The sequence below is a fragment of the Kitasatospora sp. MBT63 genome, from assembly GCF_000710465.2.
GTDB lineage: Bacteria > Actinomycetota > Actinomycetes > Streptomycetales > Streptomycetaceae > Kitasatospora.
The window spans coordinates 1-14,852 of record NZ_JAIZ01000378.1; the positions used below are offsets into that span (position 1 = coordinate 1).

Here is a 14,852-nt window from a genome sequence, read left to right on the forward strand (position 1 = left end):
GCGCCGCCCCCGCCCCCAGCACCACGCACAGCGGCGCGTAGTACCGGCGGTCCAGCCGTACGAAACGCGCCGACCGCCGGATCCGGCCACGGCCGAACAGCACCGGCCCGGCCACCCCGCGCACCAGCAGCACCCCCGCGACGGTCGCGCTGCCCGCCCGCGGCAGCCCGCCGGCCGCACCGGCCCCCGGCACCACCCCGGCCTGCCGCCCCACCAGCCAGGACGCCGCACCGAGCAGACCCGCCACCCCCGCACACATCACCGGTGTCGGCGTCCGGTCCTCGGTCACCCCCACCACCGCGTCCGCGAACTCCGCCCGGCTCTCCAGCGGCCACGGCGAGCGCATCCACACCACGTGCAGCGCGCCGACCGCCGCCAGGGCGCCCCCGACCACCGCCCCGACACCCCGTACCACCGCCGGAGCGGCCGGTTCCCTCTGCGTCACGTCAATCCCCCTTCGCCACAACCACCTTACGAGCCGTTCCAACGCGCCCACCGGCCGCCCCGGCCGTACGCTGCGACCATGCCGCGTCGACACCTGAGGGTCCGAGCCGCCGAAACCGCGCGGATCAACACCGAACTCGCCGAGCTGCGCAGCCGGCTGGAGGTCCGCGCCGAGTGGCCCGCCGAGGTGCTGGCCGAGGCCGAGCGGACCGCCTCCCTCCCCCGGCTGCCCGAACTCGACGCGACCGACCTGGAACTCTTCACCCTCGACCCGCCCGGCTCGCTCGACCTCGACCAGGCCATGCACCTGGCCCGCCGCGGCACCGGCTACCGGGTCCACTACGCCATCGCCGACGTGGCCGCCTTCGTCACCCCCGGCGGCGCCGTCGACATCGAGGCCCACCGCCGCATCCAGACCTACTACTTCCCCGACCTCAACATCCCGCTGCACCCCGCCCGGCTCTCCGAGGGCGCCGCCAGCCTGCTGCCCGGCGAACGGCGCCCCGCCCTGCTCTGGCAGCTCGACCTCGACGCTGACGGCGCCGTCCTGCTCGCCGACGTCCGCCGCGCCCAGGTCCGCTCCCGCCGCCGGCTCGACTACGCAGGGGTCCAACAGGCCGTCGACAGCGGTACCGCCGACCCCCAGCTCGCCCTGCTCGGCGAGATCGGCAGCCTCCGGGAGGCCCGCGAGCGCGACCGCGGCGGCGTCAGCCTGCCGCTGCCCGAACAGGAGGTGGAGACCGCCGACGGCGGCTACCGCCTGGTCTACCGCGCACCCCGCCCCGCCGACGCCTGGAACGCCCAGATCTCCCTGCTCACCGGCATGGCCGCGGCCGACCTCATGCTGGACGCCGGCATCGGCCTGCTGCGCACCCTGCCCGCCGCGCCCGCCTCCGCCTACGCCCGACTGCGCCGGGTGGCGGCTGCCCTGCACGTCGAGTGGCCCGACCGGATGCCCTACCCGGAACTGATCCGCTCGCTCGACCCGGCCAGGACCGCCGACGCCGCCTTCCTCAACGAGTGCACCGGCCTGCTGCGCGGAGCCGGCTACCACGCCTTCGACGCCGCCAAGGGCGTCCGGCCGCCCGCCGACCCCGGCCACGCCGCGCTCGCCGCGCCGTACGCGCACTGCACCGCCCCGCTGCGCCGGCTCGGCGACCGCTACGCGCAGGAGATCTGTGTGGCCGTGGCGGCCGGGGCCGACGTGCCGGACTGGGTCCGGGAGTCGCTGACCGCCGTCCCCGGGCTGATGGAGAGCGGCGACCGGCGCGCCCGGGAGCTGGAACGGGCCTGCGTGGACCTGGTCGAGGCCGAGCTGCTGCGCGGCCGGGTGGGGGAGGACTTCGAGGCGGTGGTGATCGACGTCGACGAGCGCCGGCCGGAGAGCGGCACCGTCCAACTGCGCGAGCCGGCGGTGGTGGCCAAGTGCGAGGGGTCGCTGCGGCTGCCGCTCGGGGAGCGCATCCTGGTCCGGCTCACCACCGCGGACCCGGTCACCCGGACCGTCCGCTTCGCCCCGGCCTGATCGGCCCGCCGTTACGGGCCGAGTGGTCCGCCGCTGCGCGGGGCCGTTGCGGCCCGGCCCGGTGGCATGATCAATGGGGTGAGCGCACAGACCCCCGCGAGCGCCCGGACCCCCGCGCCGGACCGGCGGCGCCGCGTCCTGATCCTGTCGATCTGCTGCCTGAGCCTGTTCATCGTGGGCCTGGACAACACCGTGGTCAACATCGCGCTGCCGTCCATCCAGCAGGACCTGCACGCCCCGACCTCCGGCCTGCAGTGGATCATCGACGCGTACACCCTGGTGCTCGCCTCCCTGCTGATCCTCTCCGGCTCGGTCGCGGACCGGGTCGGACGGCGGCGGATCTTCCTCACCGGGCTGGTGGTCTTCGTCCTCGGCTCGCTGCTGTGCAGCCTCGCGCCGGGGCTCGGCTGGCTGATCGCGTTCCGGGCGGTGCAGGCCGTCGGCGGATCGATGCTCAACCCGGTCGCCATGGGCATCATCACCAACACCTTCACCGACCGGCGCGAACGGGCCCAGGCGATCGGCGTCTGGGGCGGCGTGGTCGGCATCAGCATGGCGCTCGGCCCGCTGATCGGCGGCGGCCTGGTGGAGAGCGCCGGCTGGCAGTCGATCTTCCTGATCAACATCCCGGTCGGGCTGGCCGCCTTCCTGCTCACCTGGCGCTACGTCCCGGAGTCCCGGGCACCCCGGCCGCGCCGCTTCGACCTGGTCGGGCAGGTGCTGATGGTGCTGCTGCTCGGGGCCGGGACCGCCGTCATCATCGAGGGGCCCGGCTTCGGCTGGACCTCGCCCGTCATCCTGCTGCTCGGCTCGGTCGCGCTCACCGCGCTGGTGGTCTTCCCGCTGTGGGAGCGCCGGGTCGCCGAACCGCTGATCGACCCCCGGTTCTTCGCCAGCGTCCCGTTCACCGGCGCCACCGTCACCGCCGTCTGCGCCTTCGCCTCGCTCGGCGGCTTCCTCTTCCTCAACACGCTCTACCTCCAGGACGTCCGCGGCTACAGCCCGGTCGAAGCCGGCCTGTGGACGCTGCCGATGGCCGGGCTGACCCTGGTCTGCGCACCGATCTCCGGGCGGATCGTGGGCCGGCGCGGGCCGCGCCTGCCGCTGCTGGTGGCGGGGGCGGCGATGGCCGCGAGCGGCGTGCTGCTCACCGGGCTGGCCGACGACTCCCCGGCGGGCCTGCTGATCGGCGCGTACGCGCTGTTCGGGCTCGGCTTCGGCCTGGTCAACGCGCCCATCACCAACGCGGCGGTGTCCGGGATGCCGCTGGCCCAGGCCGGGGTGGCCGCGGCCGTCGCCTCCACCAGCCGGCAGATCGGGCAGTCGCTGGGCGTTGCGGTGCTCGGGACCGTGGTCACCGCCGCGGCCGCGGCCGGGTCGCCCGGGTTCACCGAGGCCAGCCACCGCGGCTGGTGGATCGTGGCCGGCCTCGGCGTGGTGATCCTGCTGGTCGGCCTGGTCTCCACCACGCCGTGGGCGGCCGGCACGGCGGCCCGGGTGGCCGACCGGCTCGACCCGCCACCGCGGGTGCCCGTCCAGGGCGGCCACCGCGAACCGCTACGATGACCAGTACGGCGGACGAGCCGGCCGGGCGGCCGCGTCGGGCACCTTCGGGGGCCCGCCGAGGAACGTCCGGGCTCCACAGAGCAGGGTGGTGGGTAACGCCCACCCGGGGTGACCCGCGGGACAGTGCCACAGAAAACAGACCGCCGGCGGCTTCGGCCGCAGGTAAGGGTGAAACGGTGGTGTAAGAGACCACCAGCGACCGAGGTGACTCGGCCGGCTAGGTAAACCCCACTCGGAGCAAGGTCAAGATCGGTGCCCTCGGGCACCGTGCGCGGATGTTCGAGGGCTGCTCGCCCGAGTCCGCGGGTAGACCGCACGAGGCTGCCGGCAACGGCAGCCCTAGATGGATGGCCGCCTCCCCGGGCCGCGCAAGCACCCCGGGAGACAGAACCCGGCGTACAGGCCGGCTCCATCCGCCGTACCAGGGGCTTTGCCCCCGGAAGGGCCTCTGACCTGCGTCGGAGGCCCTTTCCGATCTTTCGGGGGCTTGCCGTGTTAGGCGCCAAAACGTCCCTCGAAAGTCCCTCGGACAGAGCTGAAAGTCCCTGAAAAGTCCCTAGAGACGATCTTGAACTGGTCCGGCGTGGGACGTGTGATGCACCGGCGAGAGAGGCTGCGCGAGCTGTCGGAGTGCTGGGCGCGGGTTCGCCCCCTGGAAGTTCTCTCGGCGCGGGACAGCGCATCGGTCCGTTTCGAGATTGGTCGGATTGGTCAGGAGCTGTTACTTCATCACTTCGCGCAACTACCATTGGTCGTGGTGGGGTACCGGTGCGTGTCATGGGCGGTGCGGGTCCCCGCCGGGTGGACCCCTGACTGTGCCCCGTAGGGCCTTGGGCGGCCGCATACGGATACACGGGCCGAGAGGGCTGTAGCGAGGGAATGGGCACGATCGCCAGCGACTACGAGATCGCCGCTCCAGACGCGGCCGGCATGGTTGCCTCCCTGAGTTCCCTGGGATATTCGCTGGAGGCGGCGGTCGCCGACCTGGTCGACAACAGCATCTCCGCCACGGCCACGGAGGTGGACATCCACTTCACATGGGCCGGACGGGACTCGTGGGTTGCGGTCGTCGACGACGGTCGTGGCATGGCCGAGGATCAGTTGATAACGGCCATGACCGTGGCGGCCCGGGGCACAAGGACCGTGCGGGACGCAGGCGACCTCGGTAGGTTCGGTGTGGGCCTCAAGTCCGCCTCCTTCTCGCAGGCCCGACAGCTCACGGTTGCCACTGCCACCAAGGGCGAGTGGCACGTCCGAACCTGGGACCTCGACATTGTCGAGGAGTCCGGCCAGTGGCTTCTTCGCCGTGGCGCGGACGAGGAGTCGCTCGAGATCATCCGGCTTCTCAGGGGACAGGCAGACCATGGCACTGTGGTCCTTTGGCGCCGGCTCAGGGGCTTCCACGACCACGGTGTCGACGCGGCCGACGAGAAGCTGCAGCAGCAGTTCTACAGTGACGCCAGACGGGTCGAGGCACACCTTGGGATGGTGTTCGCGCGGTTTCTAGTCGGCTCGGCACGTCGGACCATGCGTGTGCTGGGTACCCCCGTCGATCCCTGGGATCCCTTCATGGGAACCCACCCGTCCGTGCAGAGGCTGCCGGTGGAGCACCTGCCCCTCGGCGACCAGCGGGTGAGGGTGGAGGCCTTCGTCCTTCCCGGTCCGGAGCGGCTCTCCGAGGGTGCCCGCGAGTCGGGTGCAGGTCCAGGAGGGTGGCTCGGACAGCAGGGCTTCTACGTGTACCGGCGTGACCGGCTCATAGTTGCCGGCGACTGGCTCGGGATCTCCGGTATGCGTCGAGAGGAGCGGTACAACCTGGCGCGCATCGCTGTCGACGTCCCAGCTGAGACGGACACCGACTGGAGTGTCGACGTGCGAAAGGCCAGTGTGACGCCGCCTGTTGCTGTTCGGCGTCACCTGAGGAGGATCGCCGCCCAGGCGCGCACGCGTGCGTCCGACATGCTCCGTCACAGGGGACGCGTCACCGCGCGTACGCACGGCGACCCGTTGCTCTACGCCTGGACCGTCAGACGGGACGACGGCCAGGTGAGCTGCCGGATCAACCGCAGCCACCCGTTGGTAAGTCAACTGCTTCGTTCCGGCGGTGACTTCGCTCCCGCCGTACGTGCGCTGGTACGGCTTCTGGAGGAGACGGTCCCGGTCACAGCCCTCCGTGCGGTACACGAGACGGACACCGAGGACGATCCCGTTCCGTTCGGGGGTGGCGCCGTGGCACCGCCGGAAGCCGTCGAGGTTGCTGAGCAGATCTTCAACGCGCTTGTGTCCCAAGGAAGGTCACCGGCTGCAGCGCGGGAGAGGATCGCCGCGATGCCCCCGTTCGACCAGATGACCGGATTCTGGAAAGGCTGACGCCCAGTTGTCAGTGGCAGATCCTACGCTTCTCCCCACCAGTTCCGGCACATCGGAGGCAGCTCGTGAGCACCACTCCTGACGACACGTTCGCCATGGCGCGGCGCCTCGCGCTCGCGATGCTTCCCGTGGACCGGCAAGCAACCCCGGACGAGGTCACCACGGCCGTCAACATGGTCATGAGCATCATCGCTGCCCAGGGGAAGGCCCTCGACAGAGAGCAGTTCACGAGGGACATCCAGGAGATGGTCGCTGTCTACCAGGACTCCTCCTCCGGTCTTCGCGACGACACTGGCCACGTGGTATGGCTCCCGGACGCGAAGAACGACAGGAACTGGGACTTCTGGGAGCGTTACCGGCTGTACCTGGAGGACGGCCGCAACACGCCGCGGCGTGTTGTGTGGCAGCTCGATGAGAGCACCGACGAGGTCCTGGCCGAGCTCGAGGATCCGCTGCGTGAGGGGTCCTGGCGTCGTTCCGGGCTCGTCATCGGACAGGTCCAGTCCGGCAAGACCGGACACTACATCGGACTTGCGGCCAAGGCGGTGGACGCGGGCTACCGGCTGATCGTGGTCCTGGCCGGCATCCACAACGACCTGCGCAGCCAGACCCAACTGCGACTCGACGAGGGTCTTCTGGGGTACGACACCCAACACCTGATGCGTTCCGACGAGGGGGCGGCCAGGAGCAGGCGGATGGGCGCAGGAGCCATGTCCCATGCCAAACAGCTCGTCAGTGCCTCCCTGACGACTAGTGCGGAGAAGGGTGACTTCGACCGCAGGACCGCCCAGCGCGAGAGCCTTCCGATCGGCAGCTTCCCGGTCGTTCTGGTCATCAAGAAAAACCGGAAGATCATCGACAACCTGTGCGACTGGGTGACAAAGACTCACGGGAACCCCGACGAGAACGGTCGGAACATCGTCCGGAACGTGCCGCTCTTCGTTATCGACGACGAGGCGGACAACGCGTCGATCAACACCTCCAAGGATCCTGACACCGACCCGTCGAAGGTCAACGAGGCCATCCGAAAGCTGGTCAACAGCTTCGACAAGGCTTCCTACGTCGGCTACACGGCCACTCCGTTCGCAAACATCTACATCGATCCCGAGGCCAACCACGACCACCTCGGTCCCGACCTCTTCCCCAACGGCTTCATCCGTACCCTTCGGGCCCCCTCGAACTACCTGGGTCCCGAGAGGGTGTTCGGCCTTCGGGGCGACGACCCCGAGGACGAGGACGTCGAGCCTCTGCCGCTCGTCCGGGAAGTCGCCGATGCCGATGCCTGGATCCCCGACAAGCACAAGTCCAGCTGTGTGCCGTCCGACGACCTCCCGGCGTCCCTGCGGAGGGCTGTTCAGTCCTTCGTGCTCTCGTGCGCCGCGCGTCGCGTCCGTGGGCAGCTGACGGAGCACAACTCCATGCTGGTCCACGTGACCCGGTTCCAGGCGGTCCAGGAGCTTGTCCGTGCTCAGATTCGCGACTATGTCAGCCTGCTTCAGGACAGCCTTCGTGACCGCCACGGAGGCTCCGCCGCGGCTCGTCTGCAGGATTTCAGGGCGCTCTGGGAGGCGGACTACGTCGACACGACTGCGTACTTCCCGGCGGACGAGGCGAAGAGGATCAGTTGGGATGATGTGTCGGCACAGCTTCTGCCAGCATTGAGAAAGATCGAAGTTCGTGCCGTAAACGGGGCCTCCCGCGATGCTCTCGACTACTACGAGAACAGGAGGAAGGGACTCTCCGTCATTGCTATCGGCGGCGAGAAGCTCTCGCGCGGGCTCACCCTGGAGGGGCTCACCGTCAGCTACTACCTTCGAGCTTCGAAGACCTACGACACTCTGTTGCAGATGGGGCGCTGGTTCGGTTACCGGCCGGGCCACGAGGACCTCTGCCGGCTCTACACGACAGAGAGCCTCAGGCGTGCGTACGTGGAGATCACCGCGGCCACCGACGAACTCCGTCGCGAGGTTGAGGAGATGGCGGCACTCGGACTGACTCCCAGCCAGTTCGGTCTGAAGGTCAGAGCCTCCTCACTCGGTCTTGGAGTGACTGCAACGAACAAGATGCGGCAGGGCACGAAGGTGATGCTCAGCTTCTCGGGGGAGGGCCCGGAGACAACCAGCTTCGACCTTTCGGAGAAGGTCGTCGAGAGCAACTTCCAGGCGCTCAAGGCATTTGTGACCGCCCTTGACGCAAGTCACTCCTCGGGCGCTCCGAAGCGTGGCGGCGGAGTGGTCTGGAGGGGTGTCTCGCCTGAGATGGTGGCCTCGGGCTTCTTCGACACGTATGTCGCGGACCGAGCGTCCTGGCGGGTCAGGCCCGCGTTCATCGCCGAGTACGTGCGCCGCTGCATGGCGGTTGGCGAACTCGGCAGCTGGACCGTCCGCCTGGTGGGTAACGAGGCCGCGAAGCCCACGGACCTGGCTGGCCACGGGATCGGCCTGATCGTCCGCAGAGCTCCAAAGAACCTGCCGAAGACAAGAGGACGGCACACGATCCGCCGTGTGCTGAGCCCGCCAGACGAGTTGGAGGACCTCAACCCGGCCCAGATCGAGGAAGCGAAGGCCGACACTTTGAGGGCGGCCAAGGGCAGGAAGAACTCGAAGGGAGAACCGCTTGATCCGCAGACTCCCAGCGGCCCGATCCTCCGAGCCAAGAGACATGTCGACCAGGCGCTGCTGCTGATCTACCCCATGGTGCCGCCGGAGGGCAGCGGCCTCGATGAGGGCACCCCCCTGGTCGGCTTCAAGGTGAGCCTTCCCGTGTCGCAGAACAGCAAGAAGACCGAGTACGTGGTGAACAGCATCTGGCGTCGTGAGGACATCCTGATCGACGAGGACGAGGATGAGGACGAGGACGACGAGTGACCGTCACTGAGGAGGACTGGCTCGCGCTCGAGAACGCCCCGCTGACGGCGTCGGGCCGTTCGACCCGCCGTATCCATGCCGGGTCGCCCCACGACATCTTCATCTCGGTTGCGCATCCCAGTCGGCGTCGGATGCTGTTCCTCCAGACCGACGCGTTCGCTGCCGAGGGCATAGTTCGCTCCCTCGGGCGCCTTCCACAGACGGCGGGTCTCGAGTTGGCCCTCACGGCGGTTTCGCGCCAGCAGTACGAGCTCCAAGTGGTGTTGACCGCGGACGACCTCCGTGAGGTGTTCACACCGCTCGTCACCGACATCGCGGAGGCTGCAAAGGACAAGCTCAGCAGCCTTGAGGCGCTTGTCGCAGTGGTCAACAGGTTCGACCACTGGCAGAACCTTCTCCGGTCCATCGGTCGGGAGGGCCTTGGAGCCGAGGCGAGGCGTGGCCTCTTCGGTGAACTCCTCGTGCTCAGGGATCTGTTGTTGGGCGCCGTCTCCCCGCATACGGCTGTCGAGTCATGGGTGGGGCCGACGTCAGCCGACCAGGACTTCCAGCTTTCCGGCACCGCCGTGGAGGTCAAGACAACGAGTGCCAAGGCCACGGGCACGGTACGCATCGCGAGCGAACGGCAGCTCGACGACACCGGACTTACCGCCATGGCCCTGGCACTCGTGGTCGTTGACGAGCGGCGGGGAGGGCTTGGGCAGAGTCTCAACGGCATTGTTGACGAGATCCGGGATCTCCTGGCGAGTTCCTCCGCAAGACGCGCCCTCGACGGCCTTCTCGTTCGGGCTGGCTATCTACCCGTCCATCGCGACGTGTACGACGAGCCCCGCTACACCCTGCGTGACCTTCGGTTCTGGAGGGTGACTGGTTCCTTCCCGCGGATCGTCGAGTCAGCGCTGCCCGAAGGCGTGAGCAACTGCGTCTACGACGTCCAGCTCTCCGGGCTGGACGACCTCCGACTGACCCAGGCCGAGGTCAAGGACCTGATCAGGGAGAAGAATGACTGAGCTCGACCAGGCCGCCTACGCCCACCAGGTTGTGGCTGACGTCCTCGCCACAGCAGAGGCTGAGCGAACCACCACGCCCGAGGCGTTCACGCGGGGAGTGTTGGAGGAGCTCGAGCGGGCGGGACTCGTCTCGAACTTCTACACGGCCTACCACAAGACCCATGGTCTGGAGGTTCACGGCTACGGCATCCCGGACAACGTCGGCGGCCTGGACCTCTTCATCACGGAGTTTCGACAGGGCTCACTGCAGGACAAGATCACCAAGGCGCAGGTCGATGCTCGTTTCAGGCGTCTCACCACCTTCCTGCGACGTTGCCAGGGCGGTCTGCAACAGCACATCGACCAGTCGTCGGACGTCTATGACATGTGTGACGCTGTGGGCAAGGCACTGACCGACGCGAGCCAGATTCGTCTCTTTCTGCTCACCAACTGCCTCAGCACGTCGCCAGCGCCGACGCCGAGTGATTACGACGGCATACCTGTCGTCCACGAGGTGTGGGACCTGGCACGCCTCCACCGGCAGGCGACGTCCGGGGTCCTCAGCGAGCCGATCGTGGTGGACTTCGACCCGCCGCTCCCGTGCCTCTCGGCGCCCAGCACGGAGGCCGACTACTCGGTCGCTCTCTGCGTCCTCGACGGCGACACCCTTGCAGACCTGTACGCCGTACACGGCGCGCGACTGCTGGAGCTCAACGTACGCTCCTTCCTCCAGGCGCGCGGCGGCGTGAACAAGGGGATCCGGGAGACCCTGCTCCACTCTCCAAGCCGTTTCCTTGCATACAACAACGGTGTCACCGCGACGGCCTCCAAGGTCGAGTTCGTCACGGGTACCGATGGCCGGCATGTTGGCGTTTCCCGGATTCATGGCTTCCAGATCGTCAACGGCGGCCAGACAACGGCCTCCCTCCACCACGCCAAGAAGAATGACAGGGCTGACCTGTCGGATGTACGTGTCCAGATGAAGCTGTCGGAGGTGTCCCCCGACAGGCTCATGGAGATCGTTCCGCTGATCTCGCAGTACTCCAACACCCAGAATCGGGTGACCCTCGTCGACTTCAGCTCCAACGACCGCTTCCATGTCGAGGTCCAGCGGGTGACCCGTTCACTGTTGGCCCTGAGCGCCGACGGCAGTGGACAGGACACCCACTGGTTCTACGAGCGGGCGCGCGGGCAGTACGCTGACGAACTGGCAAAGCTGTCGCCCTCCGGCCAGAAGAAGTTTAGGAAGCTCTGGCCGGCCAGCCAGAAGTTCACCAAGTCGGATCTCGCCAAATTCGCCCACTCCTGGGACCAGCTGCCGCACCTGGTGAGTCGGGGAGCGCAGAAGAACTTCAACGAGTTCATGATCCGTCTTGAGAACAGGCAGCTACGAGTGGACTCCACCTACTGCCAGCGCATTCTCGCCAAGGCGATGCTTTTCAAGGCCGCAGACAACGTCGCTCGCAGGCACGGGGCCGGCAGCCACAAGAGTGCCGTCACGGCCTACACGGTGGCCCGTCTCTCCATGGCGGTCGCGAAGAGGATCGACCTCGACGACATCTGGCGCCGCCAGGAACTCTCGCCGGCTCTTCTCGCCGCGCTCGACGATCTCTGCCCTCGCGTCATGGCCGCAGTGACGAGTCCCCTCAGGGGCAGCCACGTCGGGGAGTGGGCCAAGCAGCCAGCCTGCTGGGACGCGGTCTCCAAGGTGCGATGGTCCGTCCCATCAGACCTTGACTCCGAACTGCTGGCCGAGTCCTTGAGGGACGCGACCCTCGACGATCCTGATGATGAGTCCTCTCCGGTCATCGATGAGTTGGACGAGGTTCCGGTGACGGAATGGTCGGAGATCGAACACTGGGCCAAGGCCACCGGCGGTCTGGAGCCATCGCAGCGGCAGCTCGTCCATCTGGTCGGTCGACGGCTGCAGGCCGGTGAGTCCGTCTCGCCCACCCAGGCCGCGCAGGCACTGCGGGTACGTGTGGAGGCACGGCGCGGAGGCTTCATCGCGGAGCACGCCCGGCTTGGAGAGTAGGTCCTTCACCATGGACCGGGCACTCGGTTACAGGCTTCCGCTCTTCAGAAGGTCCTGTACCGCGTCCTCCATCCGCCTCAGCACGATGCGACCGTCCCCGTCACTGAAGGCGAGGAGACTGCTGTTCGGACTAATGCCGGCCTCCGCCAACACCCCGAGCGGCAGCTCCACCCGCCCGAACTCGTCCACCTGTAGCTCGACCGGCTCTCGGATCATGAGTGCAAGTCTGGCACCTCCGCGCGATGCCGACGACACTGGGTGAGGTAAGGAAGAAACCGTGGTTCCAGGTCCCACTTCAGGCAATGGCTCATGGGTGAGCACGGATGAGGGAAGCCACCTCAGGGGCCGCCGGGTTCGTGACACCGGCCCGGAGGTTTCGCTCCGTCGCGCACTGCACCGTCTCGGATACCGATTCCGCCTCCAGCGCAGAGTCGCACCCGGATGTACGGCGGACCTTGTGTTGCCCAGGTAGGGGCTCGCCGTCTTCGTCGACGGCTGCTATTGGCACGGCTGTCCCGTTCACGGACCGAAGGTGTTCCGCGGTCCCAACGCCGAGAGATGGGCTGAGAAGATCCAGACCAACCAGGAACGGGACCGCAGGAATAGTGCGGCGGTCGAGGCCCAGGGCTGGGGAGTGCTACGGATCTGGGAGTGCGAGATCCGCTCGGACGCCGAGGCTGCGGCGCGACGGGTAGCCGAACATGCCAGGGCTGCCGCCACCGGTTCTCCCGATGGCGGCGGCCTGGCCCATCAGAAGATCGTCGGAGTCTCGTCCTTGCGGGGGCAGTAGGCCGCCAGTGGACAGTCCGAACAGACTGTTTGCTGCTCCCTGCAGATGTCCGAACCCAGCAGCCGCAGAGCCGCCATCCGTGCGGGCGCGTGCTTACCCGAGCCGACGAGCTTGATCATGTTCACCCGGCCCTCGGTCAGCCGGTTGGAGTGGTCCGTCTCCACGCCGTTCACCCGGGCGGCGACGCGGAGGGCGCCGCTGCCCACGAACATGATGTCGTCCCCGGCCAGGAGCCGGTACAAGGACTTCTCCGACGGCTTCATGTCGAGCCTGTCCGGGATCTTCTCGTGGTTCTGGGGGCTCCAGGCCGGCCTCTGGTCCACGAGCGGCAGAAGTCGTTCCACCCGCGCCCGCGACGCAGCGGTCGGCGCTGCGCCCAGGAGGCGTGCGTAACCCGCCGCCGTGAGTGTCCGCGCCTTCCTGATGCTCGCCATCATGGCGGCCTCGTCCGAAGGCTTTATCTTGGTGCCGGACAGGACCGCGGCGACGGCCGCGTGAAGGGGGACCGGCTCCGCACTGGGGATCTTGTACCAGTTGTCGGTCTCTTGTTGGTCGAGAGCCCAACGGGTGAGGGCCTCACGGACCTGCTTCCAGTGGGAGACAAGTCCGGTGGACGGGGTCTCGAGTCCCTCGACCGGTTGCAGGACGTCGGCGGCCGCCTTACCCAGTAGCGGCGGCACCGCGTTGCCGATCTGTCGGAACGCGTCGCTTCGAGTGCCAGCGAATCGGAACCGGTCCGGGAAGGTCTGGACCCGCGCAGCCTCGCGCACCGTCAGCGTGCGGTGTTGCGTCGGATGGATGTACCAGTAGCCGTCCTTTGCGATGTGCGCCGTAATCGTCCGGCTAAGGTCGTCCCAGTCCAGCTTCTTGTACTTGTCGGTGAATTGGTCTGCCTTGTACCGCTGGAACTCCTGCTCCTCGGGCGCAAGCATGTCCTTGAGGTCCGAGTACAGGGTCTTCGAGTCCATGACCGAGAAGATCCTGTAGTCGTCGCTGCGAACCCGTCGCGTCATGTGGTCCCAGACCATGTTGCGGGGAGCACCGTCTCGCATGCTCTTTGCGAACGCCGACAGTTTGGTCGGCTTCACGTACGGCATCTCCCGCTCACCAACGCGTTCCAAGGGGACGACATCGAGTGGGGGCAGGTCCTCGATGGCGTGCCGCAGGGTGGTTCGCTCCTTCTGGGGAGGCGCCCACTCGAACCTGTCGATGTCCCTTCGGGCGAGAAAGATCAGCCGCTTGCGATGCTGGGGCACGCCGTAGTTCCAGGCGTCCACGAGCTTCACGTGGGTTGCGTAGCCTTCATCCTCCAGGCTCTCCTTGATCTCACGGATCACGCGGAAGTCGTCGCTCAGGCCCATGTCCGGGACGTTCTCCATGAGGATGACGCGCGGGCGGAGGGCGATCACGATTTCCAGATAGGCGCGCCACAATTCCTTTCGGAGATCACGCGGGTCGCGGTTGTGGTTCTCGACCAGGTGCCGGATCTTGCTTCGACCTGCCCGGCTGAACGGCTGACACGGAGGCCCACCTGCCACGAGGTCGATGTCGGCCGGCGCGAGAAGTTCGAGTAGTTCCGCGCGCTTCTCCGGATTCCCGAGGTCCATGTGCAAACTCATGCCTGGGAAGTTGGCTCGGTGCGTCTCCAACGCGCGCTCGTCGAAGTCCACTGCGGCGGCAACGGTCCATCCGGCCTGCTCGAGTCCGAAGCTGAGGCCCCCCGCACCCGAGAAGAGGTCGACAGCCAGACGACGTCCCCTGCCGAAGGTCTCCAGCCAACTGCCGAAGTCCTCCGCGGTGCAGCTGTGCTCGTTGGCCGCGAGCGGCAGACAGTCGCTTCGCTCGAGCGGCACACCGTAGTGGCCAGCCACCGTCTTGACCTCCAGAACCAGTGAGAACAACGAGCACCAGGAGATCACAGAACCCCCGGTCGGATCAAGGCGCCGGGGGCCTCTGACCTTCGCATTGGCAGGCCAGGGACGGTGTTCGTGCTAGCTGGCTCGGAGATGCCCGAGGCTTATGACCTCACGGAAACGCTCTGATGCACTCTGTGCCCGGCCATGATACGGGACGTGGACGATGCCCGTGAGGTATACCCCACCTACTGCTCTCTACAGAGCAGACATCGACAGGAGTTCAGTGCTTCCCAGGGGTGCTACGGGAGCGGCCTCGGCGAGCCACGAGTGGTTGGTTTCGCCTCCGTTCCCAAACGCGTGGCCTGTCTCCTGAGTGGCTGTTGTCGTTCCGATCTTGAGGGGCACCGGTC

At 67.6% G+C, this 14,852-nt stretch carries 10 protein-coding genes and 1 other RNA gene; 8 read left to right on the forward strand and 3 right to left on the reverse strand.

Annotation, left to right across the window (positions count from 1 at the left end; genetic code table 11):
• On the reverse strand, positions 1-445 hold a 445-nt coding region (locus tag AA75_RS22110; protein WP_149038298.1), incomplete at its 3' end, for a DUF3995 domain-containing protein.
• A 78-nt stretch (positions 446-523) separates the two neighbouring features.
• On the opposite strand from AA75_RS22110, the gene AA75_RS22115 reads away from it, so the two are divergent.
• The 7 genes from AA75_RS22115 (at position 524) to AA75_RS22140 (ending at position 11,796) form a co-directional block, all read left to right on the forward strand.
• Positions 524-1,969, forward strand: a complete 1,446-nt coding sequence (locus AA75_RS22115; RefSeq protein WP_033821914.1) for an RNB domain-containing ribonuclease — start codon at positions 524-526, stop codon at positions 1,967-1,969.
• A gap of 78 nt (positions 1,970-2,047) precedes the next feature.
• Positions 2,048-3,535, forward strand: a complete 1,488-nt coding sequence (locus tag AA75_RS22120) for an MFS transporter (protein ID WP_233289133.1) — start codon at positions 2,048-2,050, stop codon at positions 3,533-3,535.
• A 13-nt stretch (positions 3,536-3,548) separates the two neighbouring features.
• Positions 3,549-3,950: RNase P RNA component class A (rnpB, locus tag AA75_RS22155), an RNA gene on the forward strand.
• Between the two features lie 464 nt (positions 3,951-4,414).
• On the forward strand, positions 4,415-5,905 hold the full coding sequence (locus tag AA75_RS22125) for an ATP-binding protein (protein ID WP_033821915.1): 1,491 nt from the start codon (positions 4,415-4,417) through the stop codon (positions 5,903-5,905).
• 65 nt (positions 5,906-5,970) lie between these two features.
• On the forward strand, positions 5,971-8,772 hold the full coding sequence (locus tag AA75_RS22130; RefSeq protein WP_033821916.1) for a Z1 domain-containing protein: 2,802 nt from the start codon (positions 5,971-5,973) through the stop codon (positions 8,770-8,772).
• Positions 8,769-9,782, forward strand: a complete 1,014-nt coding sequence (locus AA75_RS22135) for a PD-(D/E)XK motif protein (RefSeq protein ID WP_033821917.1) — start codon at positions 8,769-8,771, stop codon at positions 9,780-9,782. The genes AA75_RS22130 and AA75_RS22135 overlap by 4 nt, the downstream gene beginning before the upstream one ends.
• Complete coding sequence (locus AA75_RS22140) at positions 9,775-11,796, forward strand: AIPR family protein (protein WP_033821918.1); 2,022 nt, start codon at positions 9,775-9,777, stop codon at positions 11,794-11,796. Before AA75_RS22135 ends, AA75_RS22140 begins: the two co-directional genes overlap by 8 nt.
• Before the next feature lie 27 nt (positions 11,797-11,823).
• On the opposite strand, the gene AA75_RS22145 is transcribed toward AA75_RS22140, so the two are convergent.
• Entirely contained in the window at positions 11,824-12,012 is a 189-nt protein-coding gene (locus tag AA75_RS22145) for a hypothetical protein (protein ID WP_033821919.1), read from the reverse strand.
• 97 nt (positions 12,013-12,109) lie between these two features.
• Between AA75_RS22145 and AA75_RS52240 the strand changes: the two genes are divergently transcribed.
• Complete coding sequence (locus AA75_RS52240; protein WP_233289134.1) at positions 12,110-12,268, forward strand: very short patch repair endonuclease; 159 nt, start codon at positions 12,110-12,112, stop codon at positions 12,266-12,268.
• A gap of 278 nt (positions 12,269-12,546) precedes the next feature.
• On the opposite strand, the gene AA75_RS22150 is transcribed toward AA75_RS52240, so the two are convergent.
• Positions 12,547-14,487: a DNA cytosine methyltransferase gene (locus tag AA75_RS22150; protein WP_149038299.1), complete on the reverse strand. Its 1,941-nt coding sequence runs from the start codon at positions 14,485-14,487 to the stop codon at positions 12,547-12,549.
• Between the last annotated feature and the right edge of the window lie 365 nt (positions 14,488-14,852).

Excerpts from the sequence above, each read along its gene's own strand:
- AA75_RS22115 (WP_033821914.1), top strand. The coding sequence starts at position 524 with ATGCCGCGTCGACACCTGAGGGTCCGAGCCGCCGAAACCGCGCGGATC.
- AA75_RS22125 (WP_033821915.1), top strand. The coding sequence starts at position 4,415 with ATGGGCACGATCGCCAGCGACTACGAGATCGCCGCTCCAGACGCGGCC.
- AA75_RS22140 (WP_033821918.1), top strand. The coding sequence starts at position 9,775 with ATGACTGAGCTCGACCAGGCCGCCTACGCCCACCAGGTTGTGGCTGAC.
- AA75_RS22145 (WP_033821919.1), bottom strand. The coding sequence starts at position 12,012 with ATGATCCGAGAGCCGGTCGAGCTACAGGTGGACGAGTTCGGGCGGGTG.